The sequence below is a fragment of the Bacillus arachidis genome (genome assembly GCF_030285945.1).
GTDB classification, from domain to species: Bacteria; Bacillota; Bacilli; order Bacillales; family Bacillaceae_G; genus Bacillus_A; species Bacillus_A arachidis.
The window spans coordinates 4,016,047-4,034,073 of the sequence record NZ_CP127376.1; the positions used below are offsets into that span (position 1 = coordinate 4,016,047).

The 18,027-nt window shown below is 36.1% G+C and carries 20 protein-coding genes and 1 other annotated feature; of the genes, 4 read left to right on the plus strand and 16 right to left on the minus strand.

Annotated features, from left to right (window positions below):
- Positions 1-159: 159 nt before the first annotated feature.
- The gene (locus QRY57_RS22295; RefSeq protein ID WP_286016121.1) at positions 160-663 is read left to right on the plus strand and encodes a DinB family protein; all 504 of its coding nucleotides are present in this window, start codon (positions 160-162) and stop codon (positions 661-663) included.
- A 64-nt stretch (positions 664-727) separates the two neighbouring features.
- Here the strand turns inward: QRY57_RS22295 and QRY57_RS22300 are convergent, their stop codons facing one another.
- The 7 genes from QRY57_RS22300 to QRY57_RS22330 all read right to left on the minus strand — a co-directional run bounded on the left by QRY57_RS22300 (position 728) and on the right by QRY57_RS22330 (position 6,151).
- Entirely contained in the window at positions 728-1,420 is a 693-nt protein-coding gene (locus tag QRY57_RS22300) for an ABC transporter permease (protein WP_286016122.1), read from the minus strand.
- A gap of 51 nt (positions 1,421-1,471) precedes the next feature.
- Complete coding sequence (locus QRY57_RS22305; RefSeq protein WP_208017384.1) at positions 1,472-1,828, minus strand: hypothetical protein; 357 nt, start codon at positions 1,826-1,828, stop codon at positions 1,472-1,474.
- A gap of 23 nt (positions 1,829-1,851) precedes the next feature.
- Positions 1,852-2,721 carry a DUF4097 family beta strand repeat-containing protein gene (locus tag QRY57_RS22310; RefSeq protein ID WP_286016123.1) on the minus strand — a complete coding sequence of 290 codons (870 nt, stop codon included), beginning with the start codon at positions 2,719-2,721 and terminating at the stop codon, positions 1,852-1,854.
- A gap of 55 nt (positions 2,722-2,776) precedes the next feature.
- Positions 2,777-3,481: an ABC transporter permease gene (locus QRY57_RS22315; protein ID WP_286016124.1), complete on the minus strand. Its 705-nt coding sequence runs from the start codon at positions 3,479-3,481 to the stop codon at positions 2,777-2,779.
- Positions 3,474-4,397, minus strand: coding sequence for an ABC transporter ATP-binding protein (locus tag QRY57_RS22320; protein WP_286016125.1), 924 nt, complete (start codon positions 4,395-4,397; stop codon positions 3,474-3,476). The genes QRY57_RS22315 and QRY57_RS22320 overlap by 8 nt, the downstream gene beginning before the upstream one ends.
- Before the next feature lie 124 nt (positions 4,398-4,521).
- Positions 4,522-5,457, minus strand: a complete 936-nt coding sequence (locus tag QRY57_RS22325) for a sensor histidine kinase (protein WP_286016126.1) — start codon at positions 5,455-5,457, stop codon at positions 4,522-4,524.
- Position 5,458: 1 nt separating this feature from the next.
- Positions 5,459-6,151, minus strand: coding sequence for a response regulator transcription factor (locus tag QRY57_RS22330; protein ID WP_026593593.1), 693 nt, complete (start codon positions 6,149-6,151; stop codon positions 5,459-5,461).
- A 168-nt stretch (positions 6,152-6,319) separates the two neighbouring features.
- Here QRY57_RS22330 and QRY57_RS22335 point away from each other — a divergent pair, with 168 nt between their 5' ends.
- On the plus strand, positions 6,320-6,493 hold the full coding sequence (locus QRY57_RS22335) for a hypothetical protein (protein WP_090687793.1): 174 nt from the start codon (positions 6,320-6,322) through the stop codon (positions 6,491-6,493).
- Positions 6,494-6,685: a YwbE family protein gene (locus QRY57_RS22340; protein WP_026593594.1), complete on the plus strand. Its 192-nt coding sequence runs from the start codon at positions 6,494-6,496 to the stop codon at positions 6,683-6,685. It abuts the gene before it with no gap.
- Between the two features lie 45 nt (positions 6,686-6,730).
- Here the strand turns inward: QRY57_RS22340 and QRY57_RS22345 are convergent, their stop codons facing one another.
- From QRY57_RS22345 to zapA, 8 genes are all read right to left on the minus strand, one after another.
- Entirely contained in the window at positions 6,731-7,930 is a 1,200-nt protein-coding gene (locus QRY57_RS22345; protein ID WP_026593595.1) for a class I SAM-dependent rRNA methyltransferase, read from the minus strand.
- Positions 7,931-8,204: 274 nt separating this feature from the next.
- The gene (locus QRY57_RS22350) at positions 8,205-8,792 is read right to left on the minus strand and encodes a prolyl hydroxylase family protein (RefSeq protein WP_286016127.1); all 588 of its coding nucleotides are present in this window, start codon (positions 8,790-8,792) and stop codon (positions 8,205-8,207) included.
- A 206-nt stretch (positions 8,793-8,998) separates the two neighbouring features.
- Positions 8,999-10,324: a branched-chain amino acid transport system II carrier protein BrnQ6 gene (gene brnQ6 / locus QRY57_RS22355; protein ID WP_286016128.1), complete on the minus strand. Its 1,326-nt coding sequence runs from the start codon at positions 10,322-10,324 to the stop codon at positions 8,999-9,001.
- A 118-nt stretch (positions 10,325-10,442) separates the two neighbouring features.
- Positions 10,443-10,694 (minus strand) — a binding site (T-box leader).
- A 100-nt stretch (positions 10,695-10,794) separates the two neighbouring features.
- Complete coding sequence (locus QRY57_RS22360) at positions 10,795-11,484, minus strand: 23S rRNA pseudouridine(2604) synthase RluF (protein ID WP_286016129.1); 690 nt, start codon at positions 11,482-11,484, stop codon at positions 10,795-10,797.
- A gap of 208 nt (positions 11,485-11,692) precedes the next feature.
- A complete protein-coding gene (locus tag QRY57_RS22365) occupies positions 11,693-14,053 on the minus strand; it encodes an endonuclease MutS2 (protein WP_286016130.1) in 2,361 nt (786 codons plus the stop codon).
- A gap of 21 nt (positions 14,054-14,074) precedes the next feature.
- Positions 14,075-15,793: a DNA polymerase/3'-5' exonuclease PolX gene (gene polX, locus QRY57_RS22370; RefSeq protein WP_026593600.1), complete on the minus strand. Its 1,719-nt coding sequence runs from the start codon at positions 15,791-15,793 to the stop codon at positions 14,075-14,077.
- 56 nt (positions 15,794-15,849) lie between these two features.
- Entirely contained in the window at positions 15,850-16,389 is a 540-nt protein-coding gene (locus tag QRY57_RS22375; protein ID WP_026593601.1) for a CvpA family protein, read from the minus strand.
- Between the two features lies 1 nt (position 16,390).
- A complete protein-coding gene (zapA, locus tag QRY57_RS22380; RefSeq protein WP_000082703.1) occupies positions 16,391-16,660 on the minus strand; it encodes a cell division protein ZapA in 270 nt (89 codons plus the stop codon).
- 124 nt (positions 16,661-16,784) lie between these two features.
- Here zapA and rnhC point away from each other — a divergent pair, with 124 nt between their 5' ends.
- The gene (gene rnhC / locus QRY57_RS22385) at positions 16,785-17,723 is read left to right on the plus strand and encodes a ribonuclease HIII (protein ID WP_208017372.1); all 939 of its coding nucleotides are present in this window, start codon (positions 16,785-16,787) and stop codon (positions 17,721-17,723) included.
- Between the two features lie 92 nt (positions 17,724-17,815).
- Here the strand turns inward: rnhC and QRY57_RS22390 are convergent, their stop codons facing one another.
- Complete coding sequence (locus tag QRY57_RS22390; RefSeq protein WP_081811107.1) at positions 17,816-17,950, minus strand: YuzL family protein; 135 nt, start codon at positions 17,948-17,950, stop codon at positions 17,816-17,818.
- Positions 17,951-18,027: the final 77 nt, after the last annotated feature.

Genomic DNA, 18,027 nt, shown 5'->3' on the forward strand with positions numbered 1-18,027 from the left:
CTCATTCTCTACCCACTTAATATACGAAGTACAATGAAGATTCCCCCTAATTTACATATTCCCAAACATATTGTAGTATGGATTGAAAATTAAATAGGAGAAGGAAAAACGAATCCTTTCACGAATTTACCCTATGAATGGAACCATAGGGGGGATAACATGTACCAAACAATTGAAGGCTTTTTAAAAACATGGAAATATGAGGCTGATTCTACGCAAAAGGTATTGGATGCATTAACTGATGAATCTTTAGCACAAGAGATTGCACCTGGGCATTGGACTTTAGGTAGAGTTGCTTGGCATATCGTCACTGCGATTCCAGTCATGCTATCCGGAACAGGCTTACAATTTGAGGGAGAAGCAAAAGATTATCCTATACCGACTTCCGCGAAGGCAATTTCGGAAGGTTACCGTAAAGTAAACACGGCTTTTGTAGAGGCAATCCAAACAGAGTGGACTGATAAAGATTTAACAACAATTAATGATTTCTTTGGGCGTCCAATGCCAAACTCTATTTTTTTGATGACTCTCATTAATCATCAAAATCACCACCGCGGTCAAATGACTGTTTTAATGCGCCAAGCTGGATTAAAAGTCCCAGGTATTTATGGGCCAGCTAAAGAAGAATGGGCCGCTGCAGGAATGGAAACTCCAAAAATGTAATGACATAAAAAGACAAGGTGGCTGAGCACCTTGTCTTTTTATGTAACTTGTTTCATGTGAAACTTTATAGTGCATCTTCGTTCTCAATATTTCTAATTCCATAATAAGCAATCACAATGCCAATAGCCGCAAGCGCGAATTGAAGCGGGAGAAAGGTTGCTAATGAGAACTCCGGCTGACTTTGACATGCAATCATCACAACAATTAAGGACGACACAATCGTTGTTGGAACAGAATATTTGCGCATACCGAAATATAATGGAATTAAACCTGCTCCTGCAGCTGCAACAGCAAAAGGAATTGCTTTTATACTTTCTTGAATTAACTCACCTATCGTTATTGTATTCGGAATAACTAGCATAAAACTATTTAATGTAAAGAAGACACTTACTATAAAAATGTTAGATAGTAAGACTGTTATGAATGTTAATATTGCGGTAATTAATAACTTACTTGCAATGATTTTTTTTCGACTAATCGGATACGAAAACATGAGCAATATTGTTTTGTTTTTATATTCTTCAATTACTAATTTTGCAATTAATACTCCTGCAAAGACAATAAATGTTCCTCTCACCATTGCACTCGCCATTAAAAGAATACCTTGAGGATTTCCTAATTCTACATCCCCTTCAATTTGTGACACATAGCTTACAAAAAACAACATCGCAACCATCACTACATTTGCAATAATCGCACCTTTCATATACCACCCAAGCTTACATTTCTTCATTTCTAGCTTTATAAGTTGCAGCATGTTATCCCCCCTAGTTCATATGTTATAGTGAATAAATCCTCCTGTTCGATTTTATTGTTCATTAACTGGTAATACTTTACGATAACTTCTAGATAGAAAGTTCAAATAAATACGGAGATACTTCCAACTAAAATAGGCGATACTTCCCACGATTCCACCTATAATCAGAGCCCAAACCATACTCCACTCCTGAGGGATTGATAAACCAGGTCCAATATCCATTTGTACCCATGTAGCTCCAAAAGAACGAATAATACCTGCAATCAATATAAGTACAGTACAAAAGCCGAAACCGTACGCAATCGTTGCCAAAACTGGAACAACAATAACGCTTAATAGTCCCGTCGTACAGTAAAAAAACAGCATAGCAAATATGTCACTGACGGAACGAGTTGATTTTTTTCGCATGATATATTCACCTCTTCTGATTATTATTTGATATATATAGTGCCTTTCTCGCTTAAAAGCTCCGCCTTATTTGATGCATCACCGATTACACCTTCTTTTGTTTTTTCCGTATTCGTTCTTTTCTTAAATCCATTTAAACTCACTACTATATCGGATGAGTCGCTGTTAGCAGCAAGCTGTAATGAAGTTGGAGCTTCTTTATAAGACACACCAATATCTCCTGATTTTGTTTCTACAAGTAATGACTTTCCTTCTATTGTTTCTTTAATCAATACTTCACCATCTGTTGAAGTAACTTTTATCTTAGGGGTCCTTACATTTGTAAGGTAGTTATCACCGGTAGTAGAGGCTACAGATAGTTCCTGTAACGAACTATTTTTCAAACTTAGCTCCCCACTTTTTGATGTAAAATTACCTTTTTTTGCTGAGAGTCCCTCAATCTTTTCATCACCAGATCCGCTTGAAAATACAATATTTTTAGTCGTTACATCATTCATTTTTATATCACCAGAACTATTATTCAATGTAATCGTATCTACTCCATTTTTGGGGATGGAAATATAAATAGTACCTTTCTTTCCAAAACTGAATCCTCCCGCAAAACCTTCCTTTTGCTCTTTCTGATTCACGACAATTTTCTTTCCATCCTTTTTCATTGTTACAGGATCATTCTTCTTATCTTCCTGTTTTCCATCAGCTACAATTGTTACTTTGCTTGATTCCGTACTTTTGAATTCAACATCCCAATTTTCGTTATTTACTCCTATTTCTTCTACTTTATCTACTGTAAAAGAAGTTTCTTTTTCAAAACTCTTTATCCCTACTTCCTTGAGACTAAAAACTACTCCTGCAACTAGAACTATTAAAATAGAAGCTAACATCGTTTTCTTCATTTTTTACTCTCCAGTTCATTTTAAATCTACATCTCATTCAAGATTGTATCTGTATTTAAGCCACATCCATTTTATTCACTTTATGATAAGACAGATAACCAATTGTAAGACCTAGTAGACAAAGTGCAATCGGTACTACAATGAAGTCAAACAAACTAATCTGTCCTTCCCCATTAGTAACAGTTGAGTTAATCAATAATCCAATTACTATAGACGAGGTGATCGTTGTAGGAGTTGACTTTTTTCTCATGCCAAAATATAAAGGAACTAAACTAATTCCAGCCATCATAAATGCAGTAAGAAAAGTAGCTGGAATGGTAGCAATAATTTGTGCCATAGTAACAGGTGTTTCAAAAAAAACTATAATTGGGTTTAAAAAGAAAATTAATATATTGATGATACACGTAGAAAGAATTATGGTAAAAAAACAAAATCCAAAGGTAATCGCTAACTTAGCTTGCATTATTTTTTTTCGCTCTAATGGATAGCTAAACAATAATTGCATCGTTTTACTTTTGTATTCATCAATTACTAAACGCGATAAAATGACAGCTGAAAAAATCATAAATGTTGTTCTAATAAAAATATTTGTTAAAGACATAAATCCCGCATAATCTGAAAACATTTGCTCACCCTCAGCTTTAGAACCCCATGCCATAAGAGCAGTAGCAACGAAAATTGATACAATACAAATTGCGATTCCTTTAAAATAACGAGATAAGCGATGTTTTTTCCATTCTAGTTTCATAAGTTTAAGCATGGATTCCCTCTCCATTCACAAGGTTTAAGAAATACTCTTCTAATGAACTATGCTTTTTGTTTATGCTTTCAATTTCCACATCATTCATGATCAATGTTTTCGAAATTGCCTGCTGCATTTCTGTCATTTCATACACGCGAATGATACTCTCACTCATAATCTTGTAGTTTGTTATGCTGAGTTTATTTTCTAAAACATAAGCCGCTCGTTTCACATCTTGAACGTGAATTTCAATATACTCCGTTTGTTTACCATTAATACTTTTCATTGAAACTTCTTTCATCAATTTCCCATTTTGAATTACGCCAATCGTATCCGCCATTTGCTCCATTTCTCCTAAAATATGGCTAGAGATTAACAAGGTAATTCCATATTCTTTGCAAAGCATTTTAAATAGGTCGCGCAGTTCTCTAATACCAATTGGATCTAAACCGTTGATTGGTTCGTCTAAAATTAATAGCTCTGGCTTTGTCAGAATCGCTCTGGCAATTCCTAATCTTTGTTTCATCCCCAGTGAAAAATCTTTTACTTTTTTATTCTCCACGTTGTGTAAATTAACAAGGTCTAATGCGTGCTCAATTCCCTTCTTATCGTAGTAACCCATATATTCGCAATGAAGATATAAATTTTCCTGAGCTGTTAATTTTTCATAGAAAATAGGATATTCAATAATCGTCCCCATTCGTTTTAACACTTCATAAGAAGTATCTGTTAATTTCTCACCAAAAATTTCAATATCTCCGCTCGTCGGTTTTATTAAATTAGTAATCATTTTCATAATCGTTGTTTTACCAGCACCATTCGGTCCTAAAAAGCCGTAGATTTCTCCTTTTTTCACATGCATATTAACCCCTGAAATTACTTCTTTTCCTTGAAATACTTTTGTTAGCCCATTTGTTTTTAATATATATGACATATCATTTTCCCCTTTCGCCACATCTTTATATGTATATCATAGTCAATGAAAGTCTCTTTTTTCTTACCCATTCCTTACAAATTCCTTAAGTCAAAAAAGCTTGTAGAATCCTCTTTTCTACAAGCTAAAATTCGATCTTTTTCAGCACAATTGTAAATACTGTTTTCTCATATGGCTTACTGGAAAGATGAATTTCTCCGCCTAACGATTCTACAAGTCGCTTTGTGATGGTGAGTCCAAGACCGCTCCCTTGATATAATCGATTTCTTGAATCTTCTAGCGTATACATACGTTCAAATACTTTATCAATATGAGATTCATCAATTCCTTTCCCGCGGTCCCATACTTCAACATACACGCACCTATCATCTTCTCTTAATGTCATACCAAGCGTTTTTCCGTCATATCCATACGCAATCGCATTGGATATTAAATTATTTAACACTCGGCCTAATACTTCAGCATTTCCAAGTGCATACACATTCTTCTCTGGTATATCAATCCGTACCTCAAACCCTTTCGTCGTTACTAAATCATAAAAGGATAAAATTTTCTCTCGGCACACTTCATTCATATTCACCTTTGTCATTTCGATTGCTTTATCACCAGATTCCAACTTTGCTAAATCAAAAAACTTATGAATAAGTTCCATTACTTCTAGCGTTTTCAAATGCACTTTTTCTAGCAAAACTTGTCGTTCTTCTTCGTTCATCGTTTCATCTACATTTAACATTTCTGTATATCCAAGAATAACAGTAAGCGGCGTTTTTAAATCATGTGAGATGTTAGATAACATCTTTCTCATTGAAATTTCAACCTTCGCATGATCTGCATTCGTTTTCTGTTTCGCATCTAACAAATAATTAATTGCTACTAATAATTTTTGTAATTCTTGATCATCCGTCATAACCAATAGCTTTTCACCTGTTTGTTGCTTTACAATATCCTGTAACTTTTCATATGTATAGTGTACATTTGCACTCTTACTTTTCCCAATTCTATATTGAAAATAAATAACGCCCAATAATACACAGATAACAATCATTAAAAGAGCTGTCATACTACATCACTTCCAGCTTATAGCCAATGCCCCATAGTGTTTTAATATATTCCGGATTAGATGGATCATCTTCAATCTTTTCACGTAAACGTCGCATATGAACATTAATCACATTATCATCACCATAATATTCTTCATTCCAAATCAGATTATAAATTTGTGCTTTTGTAAATACACGCTTTTGATTCTTTACAAATAGTTTTAAAATCTCAAACTCTTTCAAAGTAAGTTTTAGTTGTTTTTCTTTTTTTTGCACAGTGAAGTTGATCGGATCAATTTTCAAATCACCAATCTCAATCATTTCTTCCTTCTGCTCCGTGGCTGAATACTTTGTCGATCTTCTAATCCCTGCCTTTACCCGGGCTGCCAATTCAATCATAGAGAACGGCTTACAAATGTAGTCATCTGCTCCAAGACCTAAACCGATCGCCTTGTCTACATCCGTATCCTTTGCAGACATCATTAGAATGGGAACAGCACTTTTTTCTCGAATGATTCTCACAACCTCTAAACCGTCTAACTTTGGCATCATGATATCGAGAATGATTAAATCAAACGAGCCTTTTAGAAACGCGAGAACTCCTTCTTCTCCATCGGATGCGATTGTTATTTGAAAGCCCTCTTTTAATAAATATGTTTCAACCATCTCTTGAATGGAAATGTCATCTTCTACTAATAAAATATGATTTGACATGCTTCTATCCCCTTTTTACAAACATTAACAATTCAATTGTAACTGAAGTCAATAAAGGTGAAAAGAATTATATGAAAATTCAATCTGACTTCATTTCTTTTCACAACAATGTTATGATGAAGTTCACTACTATTGTTTATAATTAACTTAATATAAAGGAGACTTACCATGTCAGAAAATAAAAAAGTAAGCTTAGCTGATTTAATGCGCGAACAACTTGCAAAGAAAAAGCAAGGGAATGGAAATGGCGCAAATGCGAAAAACCAAAATCAAGCAACAAAAAAATTACAAAACCAGCAAACAAAAAAGCCAAATAACCAACGTAGACGTACAGGTGTGTAAATGAACGGACAAAAACGATCTAATATTTCACCAGGCCTTGAAGTTGATATTGTGTTAAAGCAAGATCAACGAACTGGGAAGCTAACAAGAGGAATTGTCAAAGATATTTTAACGAATTCACCATCTCATCCACACGGCATTAAAGTACGATTGCAAGATGGACAGGTTGGCAGAGTGCAAAATATTATTTAATAAAAAAAATGAGCTCATGTAAAATTGAGCTCATTTTTCTTTGCACTAACCTTTAATTTTTTCGATAAAAACTACTTTTAAGTAATTACCTTCTTTAAATTGATCAATCGTACGGAAATCTTCTGGCAAGGAATGTTCTTCTAATATTTTATATTTACCATTCATTTCTTTAAAGGCTGTGTCGATAAAGCCTTTAAACTTTTTCATATCGAACGTACTACAATTTGTGGAAGCAACGATAATACCGTTATTTTCTGTAATGGTGATTGTTTCTTTTAATAGGTTTTTGTAATCTTTCGCTGCACTAAATGTATACTTTTTAGAGCGTGCAAAGCTTGGTGGATCTAGCACAACCATGTCAAACTTCATTTGTTTCTTCGCTGCGTATTTAAAGTAATGGAATACATCCTCTACGATAATATCTTGCGCTTCATAGTCAATGCCATTTACGCTAAATTGCTCAATTGTTTTACTTAAGCTACGATTCGCAAGGTCAACGCTTGTTGTTTTTGTCGCTCCGCCAAGTGCTGCGAATACAGAAAACGCTCCTGTATAAGAGAACATATTTAATACTGTTTTTCCTTTTGCATATGTGTCACGAATTTGTTTTCGAACGTTGCGCTGATCTAAAAATACACCTACCATTGCTCCGTCATTTAAATACACCGCAAAGTTTACACCGTTCTCTTTTACGATGATTGGGAACTCACCTCGTTCTCCAGCAACAAAATCATCGTCTTCAATATATTTTCCTTTTGTATCAAAGCGCTTCTTCTGATAGATTCCTTTGAAGTTTGCTACTTTCTGAAGAGCTCCAACGATTTCGTTTTTAAAGGAATAAACCCCTTCGCTATACCAGCTGATTACATAATAACCATCGTAATAATCAATGATTAAACCACCAAGACCATCACCTTCACCGTTTACAACACGAAATGCTGTTGTATCATTCGATTTGTAAAAACCTTTTCTCTTATGTAACGCTGATTTGATTTTTCTTTCAAAGAAAGCTTGGTCAATGTGCTCTTGTTCTTTTCTTGTTAAAATCCAGCCGTATCCCTTATTCTGCTTGCCATAGTAGCCTTTTCCAAGAAATTGGTTCTGCTCATCAACAATTTTGATGATAGTTCCCTCTTCTCGTATATCATTTAAGTTTTGAATTGCATCTTTTAAAATAAGCGGGTAGCCACTTTTAATTTCTTTTATAAATTTCGGTTTTATCTTTACAATTACTTCTGATCGCATGTAATGTCTTCCTTTCCATTTGAATGCTTTCTACCTATTAGGAAGCATTTAAAAAACGAGACGGAAAAAACAGCCTCGTTTCACTATACCATATTATTGCTTTGCGAGTACAACCAACTCGTTACCAAAGACAACCGTTATATATTTATACGATGTAAAAGATAAGACTCTTATCTAGAGATCAGTCTTAGAGCACTGTCCAACAGAAAAAACCTGTACATAAACAAGAATAAATAAGAATTTTCATTCCTCTCAAAAACCCAATAATGAATTTTTAATATTGTGGTTTTTCACGAAACCATAATGTAGCAATCCATTTTTCTCCTTCATGTACTGCGCAACCTTCATGCAATGAAAGTGGATGCGGTTCATCTGTCCCTCTTTTACAATTTTCAAAAACTAATAATTTCCCTTCACTTGGAGTAATTGTAAGATCCAGAGAGGGAAAAAAAGTTTCTCCACCTGCATCAACTGTATTCAAATAAAGAATAGCTGTATAAAGTCGTTGTCCCCCTTGTTTAACTTGGTTCCTCCCACCTTCGTGCCAGGTACCATAACAATCAATATGGGCATCAAATTTCCCTCCAACTTCATATCTCGCTGCTTGTAATGGCTCAGCGTGATTAAGCGGCAAGGGCATAGCAGTAGCAATAAGTTCAGATACTTTACTAACAAGCCCATGTGAATAGTGTGGAAGCCAAGTAAAATCTGATTTCCGTTCCCCTGTATGTCCATAGGCTTGTGCGGGTTGGATGTGCTTTTTAGATAGCTCGATTAACTCTTGGCATTCTGCTGGTGTAATTATTTGTTCATACTGGGCTACAAAAGGCTCATCATGGAGAACAATTGGCGTTTTATTCATAAGGTATAATCCTCCTCAAACTTTATTGAACGACAGTAGTATATTATGTGGGTGAAACTGGATAGGTGTTACGAACAAGTGTTAATAAAATGGAAGTCTTTTTTAGATTGAAAATCCCTTCATCAATAAACAATAGATTTAGATAAATTTCCTAATATATTAATTTCTACAAAAAAAGACTTTCTTTCAAAGAAAGTCTCTTTTCCTCATTTTTCTACGACAACTTCCCGCTTCTGAAAAATAGAAATAATATATCCAACAAACATACCGATGATTCCTGGTAAGAGCCAACCGATTCCTACATTGTAAAATGGAATCTTTTCTAACATAGGCGATAATGCTGCAATTTGAATCTGAGCATTATTTAAACCATCGAAGAAACTAACAACAAATGCTCCTACAATTCCACCCACATACATCGCTAGCGGGATACGCATGTAATTTTCAATTAGTGATAATACGATTAATACGATACCAATTGGATAGATTGCGATTAAGATTGGTAACGCTAATGCATTTAGCTGTGTTAAACCAAGGTTTGCTACCATAAATGCTAACATGCAGAAGATGAAAACAACTTTTTGATACGACAGCTTTGGTAGTAATGCTGAGAAAAATTCTCCGCAAGCTGCAACGATTCCAACCGAAGTTGTTAAACATGCTGCTGCAATCGCTACACCCAGTAGAAGAGTGCCGTAACTACCAAATAAATGATGCACAACATTTGTTAAAATAACACCACCGTTTTCTCCCATTCCAAGCGATACACTAGAAGCCCCAAGATAAGCAAGCGCTAAGTAAACAATAAGTAAACCAAATGCTGCAATCATCCCCGCAAAAATTGTCACTTTCGCAATACTTTTCTTATTGGTAATTCCTTTTCCTTTTAAAGCATTAACAACTACATTTCCGAAGACAAGTGCTGCTAATCCGTCTAATGTTAAGTATCCATCAATAAATCCTTTGAAAAGCGGATCCTTGTATGCTTCTGTCGGTGCTCCAAACTCGCCCATCGGTGTAATCAATGCTTTGATGACAATAATTGCAATAACCGCTAATAAAATTGGTGTTAATACTTTCCCAATACGTCCTACTAATTTCGAAGGATTTAACGCTAAATAGAAAGTAACTGCAAAAAAAATAAATGTAAAGATAACAAGTGGATATGCCTGACTGGCTACGGAACTTGATAAAAATGGAGTAACCGCCATTTCATAAGCAACAGTTCCTGTACGCGGTACACTTACAAACACACCTAAACATAAATAAATCGCAACTGTGAAAACAAGTGCAAACAACGGATGCACACGACCTGCGAGTTTATTAATATCTCCTTTTAAAGCAATGACAATGACTCCTAGTAAAGGAAGTCCTACACCTGTAATAACAAAACCAAATAAAGCCACCCATACATCTGTTCCAGCACCTTGTCCTAACGCTGGTGGAAAAATCATATTCCCCGCACCGAAGAATAGTGCAAATAACATTAAACTTATTGCAAACATCTCAGATAACTTTAAAGATGATTTCATTTTTCTCTACCTCCTAAAAAATAACAAAAGACTAAATATTCAGAAATAAAAAACCGCTATATTTCCGCTTTCAATCCAAGTTCCTTTATAAAAGAACGCAAAAAACACCCGTCCCTAACAAAGGGACGAGTGTTGAAATCGTGGTTCCACCCTTATTCTAATAAAATGAATGTATAACAAAATAAACTCATTTTATAGCTCGTGTAAATTAATAACGGTTTTATCCGCCAAGAATTACAATGCATGATGCAGTTCACTCTTGAAGTTTAGAGGTGGTAAGTGTATCTTTTCGTATTAGGAAGCTCACAGCCTAAGGCTTCCCTCTCTGAGAATCGTAAAAAATAACTCATGTCCTCATCATTACTTTTCAAAATATATTGTCGAATCTTGTTGTTTTTTTATTATATGGGCTATTTTCAAAAAAAACAATAGTTTTATTTTTTCTGACAAAAAATAAAACTGAGAAACAGCTATAGCTGCTTCAATAATTGTTGTAACTCTTGCTCTGTGACATTTCGCCACTTTCCAGCTTCTAATCCAGCAAGCTTAATATTCATAATTCGTACCCGTTGTAGCTTCGTTACTGTATATCCAAACACACGGCTCATTCGGCGAATTTGTCTATTCATTCCTTGCGTTAAAACAATTCGAAATGTCGAGTGATCTACCCGGGTTACTTTACATGGTTTTGTCATTCCATCTTTAATTTTCACACCACGGCTCATTCCATTAATAAACCAATCTGTAAATGGCTTATCAACCGTTACAATATATTCTTTTTCATGCTCATGATCTCCGTGTAAAATTTGATTGGCAATCGCTCCATCGTTTGTTAGCAAAATCAATCCTTCCGACGCTTTATCTAAGCGACCAACTGGAAAAATTCTCTCTGGATGATTGATGTACTCAATGATATTTCCTTCAATATGTTCCGCAGCAGTACAAGTGATCCCTACTGGTTTATGAAAGGCAATATAGATTTTTTCTTTGTCTTCTTTCTCGATTGTTTTACCATCAATCGTTACAATATCGTTCACCGTAACAATCGCACCGTGCGTACAAACCTCACCGTTAATTGCCACGCGGTCCGCTTTAATGAGGCGGTCTGTTTCTCGCCTTGAGCAGGATAATACTTCGCTTATAAATTGGTTAATTTTCATGTCGTATTCCTTTTTTCTTATAGATTATCCGAATAGAAAAAACGTCAATCTCAGGCGTTAACTTATGCCGAGATTGACGCTTCCTTACTTCGCAAAAAACACTAAATAAATAACTCCAATCACCAAAAACATGCCGCAACAAGCTAACAATACTTTTGCAAGTTTGTCCATAAACATAATGGTTTACCCCTTTTGCCTGGTTTTGTGCTTACTTTAATTCGACAACTGTTACGCCGAGGCCTCCCTCGCCCATATCACCATAGCGGAAGTTTTTCACACCACGATGTTTTTTCAAGTAATCTTGTACACCTTGACGAAGTGCTCCTGTTCCTTTTCCGTGAATGATGGATACGCGTGGATAGTTTGCAAGCTGTGCATCGTCTAAATATTTTTCTACACGCATCATTGCATTTTCAAAACGTTCACCGCGAAGATCAAGTTCTAAGGAAACTTGATAGTCCCTTCCCTTAACAGTCGCGACTGCCTTTTTCTCAACAGGTTGTGGCGTATTAATATACTCCATATTAGATTCTTTCACTTTCATCTTCAGAATACCAATTTGAACGTTCCACTCCGTATCACTTACTTTTTTCAGCAATTGTCCTTTTTGCCCGAACGTTAATACTTTTACTTCATCGCCTGCTCGTAATTGTTGTTTTGGCGCAGTGTTTTTCACTTTTACTTTTTGTTTTTTCACAAGCTCTGGCGCTGCACCTTCTAGGCGACTTTTCGCTTCGATAAGCTCATGATCTTTCACGTTTGCAAGCTGTGCTTTACGCAGTTGACGAAGTTCACGAATGATGCCTTCTGCTTCTTTTTTCGCAGCTTCTACTTTTTCTTCGCCCTCTTTTTGTGCCTTTAATAATCTTTCATCACGCTCATCGTTAAATTCAATAATTTGACGTTGCAATTCACGATGAAGTTTTTCAGATTGTTTACGATGCTCTTCTGCTTCGTTCCATTCGCGCTCTGCATTTTTTTGACTTTCTTCTAGCTTCGCAATCATATTTTCGATTTTATTTGTATCGGTACTAATATGATTACGAGCACGATCAATTACTCGATCAGATAAACCAAGACGTTTTGAAATTTCAAAAGCGTTACTGCGTCCTGGTACACCAATTAATAACTTATAAGTTGGGCTTAGTGTGTTTACATCAAACTCCACACTCGCATTAATAACTTGTTCACGGTTGTAACCATATGCTTTTAGCTCCGGATAATGCGTCGTTGCGACAACGCGTGCTCCGCGGTTATATACCTCATCTAAAATAGAAATCGCAAGTGCTGCTCCTTCTTGTGGGTCTGTTCCAGCACCTAATTCATCAAATAATACTAAGCTTTCAAAATCAGCTTTTTCTAATATATCTACAATGTTCACCATATGAGAGGAGAACGTACTTAAACTTTGTTCAATCGATTGTTCATCACCAATATCAGCAAAGATATTTTTAAACACACAAATCTCTGATTCGTCTAATACTGGAATATGAAGACCAGATTGCGCCATTAATACACAAATGCCGACTGTTTTTAATGTAACTGTCTTACCACCTGTATTCGGACCTGTAATAACGATTGTTGTGAAGTCTTTACCAAGCATGATATCATTCGGCACAATGATTTTTGGATCGATAAGTGGATGACGGGCTTGTCGTAAATCCATATAACGCTCATTATTTACAATTGGTTTTGTTGCTTTAATACGCTTTGCATAAAAAGCTTTTGCAAAAATGAAATCAAGATTTGCAATAACCTCTACATTTGCTAACACAATATCAGCTTCGACTGCTACTTCTTCTGTTAACATCATTAAGATGCGTTCTACTTCTTGTTTTTCTTTCACTTTTGCCTCTTGCAATGCGTTATTTAGTTCCACAATGACTTGCGGCTCAATAAATAACGTTTGTCCTGATGCAGATTGATCATGAACAATACCACCATATACACCGCGGTATTCTTGCTTCACAGGAATTACATAGCGATCATTACGAATTGTAACGATTGCATCTGATAACATCTTTTGGGCATTTGAAGAGCGCGTCATATTTTCAAGTTTCTCACGAATACGGCTTTCTGCAGTGCGGATTTGGTTACGAATGCCGCGCAGTTTATCACTCGCGCTATCGACTACTTCTCCTCCATCCCCAATGCAGTTTGTGATCTTCTTTTCTAAATCATATACAGACACAATTTGCGCAACATGTGTTTCTAAAATTGGAAGCTCTACACCATTATCGATCATATCTTCAATAAACCGCTTCATTTGGCGGCTACCATACATCGTGCTTGCGATATCGAGCAGTTCATGTGGGCTTAGCATACTTCCAATTTTCGCACGTTTTACATTCGGACGAATATCAAAAATTCCGCCAAGCGGTACATGCCCTTTTAAGCGAATGATTTTTGCTGCCTCATCTGTTGTTTCTTGCATTTCTACAATTTCTTCAAAATCTGTACTTGGCACGAGGCTCTTCACTTTATCACGACCAAGTGAAGAAGCAACATGCTCAAGTAATTGTTCTTTTACTTTGTTATATTCTAATACACGCAACGTTCGTTCTAACATAAGTTGCACGTCCCCCTTGTGTTACTTATTCCGTTTAATATAATCTAATAAACGTTCAATATCCCATGTGTTAATCACGGTATCTTTCTGAATCCACCCTTTACGAGCTGCCGCTACACCGGTTTCCATATCTTCTAACATTTCAAGTGTATGCGCATCAGTATTGATCGCTACTTTTACGCCCGCATCTTGTGCTTGCTTTAATAGTTTCGCACTTAAATCTAAGCGGTTCGGATTCGCGTTTAATTCTAAAATTGTATCTGTTTCTTTTGCGAGTTCAATCAGTAAATCTGTATCTACATCATACCCTTCGCGGCGTCCAAGAAGACGACCTGTTGGGTGGGCAATCATCGTAACATGTTTATTTTCAATTGCTGTACGCAAGCGTTTCATAATGGTTTCACGGTCTTGTGAGAAGCTAGAATGGATTGCACCAATGACATAATCAAGCTCCGCTAATACTTCATCATCAAAATCGAGCGTTGCATCTGGTAAAATATCCATTTCGATTCCGCGTAAAATTGTAATATCTGAGTATTTTTCGTTAATACGTTCAATCTCTTTTCCTTGTTCACGAAGACGCTCTTTCGTTAAACCGTTCGCTACTTTCAAGTATTGGGAATGATCCGTAATTGCCATAAATTTATACCCACGCCCGCGGCATGCTTGTACCATTTCTTCAATTGAAAAAGCACCGTCACTCCATGTTGTATGCATATGTAAATCACCTTGTATATCAGAGAACTGAATTAAATTTGGATATTCTTTAATCAACTCAAGCTCTTTTCCATCTTCACGTACTTCTGGTGGAATAAATGGTAGACCAAAATGAGCAAAGAATGCTTCTTCTGTTTCAAACGTCTTCACTTCACCTGTCTCTAAATTTTCCACACCGTACTCACTAATCTTTTCACCTTTATCTTTTGCAATTTGGCGCATTCTTACGTTATGATCTTTTGAACCTGTGAAATGATGAAGCGTTGTAATAAATTCTTCAGGTTTTACAAGACGGAAATCAATTGAAATATCATATTCATATTGAAGACGAACGGATACTTTTGTATCACCGCTCGCAATGACTTCAATCATATTATCAAATTGCAGTAAATGTTCACGTACTGCTACTGGATTTTCCGTTGCGATAATAAAATCTAAATCTTTTACCGTTTCGCGAACGCGGCGCAGGCTACCAGCGCGAGAGAATCGAACAATTTCCTGGACATTCGACAATTTCTTCTCTATTTCCCCAGCAATAGGTAAGACCATCGCAATCGGTAATCGCTCTGGACGAGAGCCTACTTGAGCGATTGCTTCTAATATTTTCTCTTCTGTTTTCTTACCGAATCCCGCAAGTGCCTGTACTTTATTTTCTTCACAAGCCTTTTGCAAAGTTTCCATATCAATAACGCCAAGCTCTTTGTACAACTTCGCTACTTTTTTACCACCAAGCCCTGGTAATTTTAATAACGGTAATAGACTGCTTGGCACTTCCTTTTCAAGCTCCTCTAATACTTCTGAAGTTCCAGCTTCAATATATTCTTGAATGACCGCTGCTGTTCCTTTTCCAATACCCGGAATCTTTGTGAAATCTTCAATTTCAGACAGACTACGATCATCGCTTTCTAATGCTGCTGCGGCTTTACGAAATGCAGATATTTTAAATGGATTTTCGCCCTTAAGCTCCATAAAAAGGCCGATTGTCTCCAATAATTTAATCACTTGTTTTTTATTTACTTTCATTCTTTCCCCGCCTTTCTTTCATAGAAAAAAAACTTCTCTTTCCGAAAAAAGAGAAGTTATACTCTGCTACCTGGCTGCCATAGTTCCTTCACCTTTTCAGAAAGAATCGGTGTATCGTCTACAATTATTTTGCTAATTGATGATTTTTGCAGTGGCGTTTGTACCTGTTCAATCGGAAGAATAGTTCCAATAATAATTAAGACAAACAGAATAATATACACTTCTAAGAAACCAAGAAGTGCTCCAGCAAACGCATTTACCTGTTTTATAACTGGGATTTCTGTAAACATATTCAGCAAATTCCCAAGCAATGAAAGCGCGATTTTTGTAATAATAAATAATACAATGAACGCAATTGCTTGATAGAATACTGCTTCGATATTATTTGCATCAATCCATTCTGGCACAGATACGTTCTGATCGAATGGATACGGAATAAATTTCTCAAGTACTGGCGCTAAATCTTTGCAGTACCAGTATGCAACAAGGTATGCGATAATAAAGCTTGTTAACTTTACAAGTTGTAGGACAAACCCTCTTCTTAAGCCGAGGAAAAATCCCATAACAAGCAGTAATATGATAATAATATCAATCATGTTATTCCATTCCTTTTTTTGTCATACTTTCTTTTAGTTTCTCATGTTCTTCTTTTAATTTTATATAATCGTGTATGACGTTTACCGCCGTCAATACCGCTAGTCTACTCGTATCAAGCGAAGGATTCTTGGCATTGAGTTCGCGCATTTTATCATCCACAATCGCTGCTACCATGCGGATATGACTTGTACTTTCATCGCCAACAACTGAATATTGCTGACCATAGATTTCTACATTAATTCGACTTTTATTTCCCTTTTGTTGTGACAACTCACCGGCCTCCAATCACGTACAGAATCCTAAAGTTTATCATACCATGAACCATCATAATATGGAAACAGAAAGAACAATCCGATATGATAAAAATAACAATATTGAAAAAGGAGCGACTACTTTGTCAAATTCTATCGTAATCCAAACAAATCCTGCAATAATTGAGGATATGAAACAACAATATAAACAAGCAATTGCCCCAAAAGTTCCGCAAGGTGGTATCTTTATGGCGAAAGTTCCATCTTGTACAATTACGGCCTATAAATCAGGCAAAGTAATGTTTCAAGGTACTCGTGCAGAGGAAGAAGCTGCACGTTGGCAAAATGTTTCTCAGGTGCCGAAATCTTCTGGTAAAAAAACTGCAAATTCGCACCGCTATGCCCCGCCCGCTTCCATTGGAACAATGTCTATAGCTGGATCTGATGAAGTGGGTACTGGAGATTACTTCGGACCGATGACAGTTGTTGCTGTATATGTAGACGCAAAGCAAATTCCATTATTGAAAGAACTTGGTGTAAAAGACTCTAAAAACTTAAATGATGCGCAAATTGCCGAAATTGCAAAACAGTTACTTAACGTTGTTCCTTATAGTTCTCTCGTTTTGCATAATGAAAAATATAACGAACTATTCGAAAAAGGAAACAATCAGGGGAAACTAAAAGCGCTCTTACACAATAAGGCTCTTACAAATTTACTAGCAAAGATTGCACCTACAAAACCAGAAGGCATCTTAATTGACCAATTCACGCAGCCTGATACATATTACAAATACTTAGCAAAACAAAAAGAAGTACAGCGTGAAAACGTGTATTTCGCAACTAAAGGTGAAAGTGTTCATTTAGCAGTTGCAGCAGCCTCTATTTTAGCTCGCTACTCATTCGTAAAGCAGTTTGATGAGCTCAGCAAAAAAGCCGGTATGCCACTTCCAAAAGGAGCGGGTAAGCAAGTTGATATCGCTGCAGCTAAATTAATTCAAAAGCTAGGAAAAGAACGGCTGCCTGAGTTTGTGAAACTTCACTTTGCAAATACAGAAAAAGCATTTCGTTTATTGAAAAAATAGCTATTTTTCAGTATCGACAATATATAAATGAACTAAACAAAATAAAAACATATAAATAAGAGTAGTCGACATGACTACTCTTATTTATATGTTTAGCTTCGTTTTTGTCTCTTATTTGATGAAGATACTTTAAAAGAACCCGTTTCGTTTGTTGTAGTTCCTTGACCTTCGACTTGCGAGGAACCAAGACTTGCTCTAGAAGGATCTTTTTTTACTTTTCTGCCCATTTTATTCACCCCTTCGCGTTACTTTTTACTTAGAGGCGAGAAACTATACAGCATAACAATCAAAATATATACTGCCG

Coding starts and splice junctions, on each gene's coding strand:
- QRY57_RS22315 (WP_286016124.1), bottom strand. CDS start 3,481: ATGCTTAAACTTATGAAACTAGAATGGAAAAAACATCGCTTATCTCGT.
- QRY57_RS22295 (WP_286016121.1), top strand. CDS start 160: ATGTACCAAACAATTGAAGGCTTTTTAAAAACATGGAAATATGAGGCT.
- QRY57_RS22340 (WP_026593594.1), top strand. CDS start 6,494: ATGAACGGACAAAAACGATCTAATATTTCACCAGGCCTTGAAGTTGAT.
- QRY57_RS22375 (WP_026593601.1), bottom strand. CDS start 16,389: ATGATTGATATTATTATCATATTACTGCTTGTTATGGGATTTTTCCTC.
- QRY57_RS22350 (WP_286016127.1), bottom strand. CDS start 8,792: ATGAATAAAACGCCAATTGTTCTCCATGATGAGCCTTTTGTAGCCCAG.
- QRY57_RS22330 (WP_026593593.1), bottom strand. CDS start 6,151: ATGTCAAATCATATTTTATTAGTAGAAGATGACATTTCCATTCAAGAG.
- QRY57_RS22345 (WP_026593595.1), bottom strand. CDS start 7,930: ATGCGATCAGAAGTAATTGTAAAGATAAAACCGAAATTTATAAAAGAA.
- QRY57_RS22390 (WP_081811107.1), bottom strand. CDS start 17,950: ATGGGCAGAAAAGTAAAAAAAGATCCTTCTAGAGCAAGTCTTGGTTCC.
- QRY57_RS22320 (WP_286016125.1), bottom strand. CDS start 4,397: ATGTCATATATATTAAAAACAAATGGGCTAACAAAAGTATTTCAAGGA.
- QRY57_RS22335 (WP_090687793.1), top strand. CDS start 6,320: ATGTCAGAAAATAAAAAAGTAAGCTTAGCTGATTTAATGCGCGAACAA.
- QRY57_RS22300 (WP_286016122.1), bottom strand. CDS start 1,420: ATGCTGCAACTTATAAAGCTAGAAATGAAGAAATGTAAGCTTGGGTGG.
- QRY57_RS22360 (WP_286016129.1), bottom strand. CDS start 11,484: ATGAAAATTAACCAATTTATAAGCGAAGTATTATCCTGCTCAAGGCGA.
- QRY57_RS22310 (WP_286016123.1), bottom strand. CDS start 2,721: ATGAAGAAAACGATGTTAGCTTCTATTTTAATAGTTCTAGTTGCAGGA.
- QRY57_RS22365 (WP_286016130.1), bottom strand. CDS start 14,053: ATGTTAGAACGAACGTTGCGTGTATTAGAATATAACAAAGTAAAAGAA.
- QRY57_RS22305 (WP_208017384.1), bottom strand. CDS start 1,828: ATGCGAAAAAAATCAACTCGTTCCGTCAGTGACATATTTGCTATGCTG.
- polX (WP_026593600.1), bottom strand. CDS start 15,793: ATGAAAGTAAATAAAAAACAAGTGATTAAATTATTGGAGACAATCGGC.
- brnQ6 (WP_286016128.1), bottom strand. CDS start 10,324: ATGAAATCATCTTTAAAGTTATCTGAGATGTTTGCAATAAGTTTAATG.
- QRY57_RS22325 (WP_286016126.1), bottom strand. CDS start 5,457: ATGACAGCTCTTTTAATGATTGTTATCTGTGTATTATTGGGCGTTATT.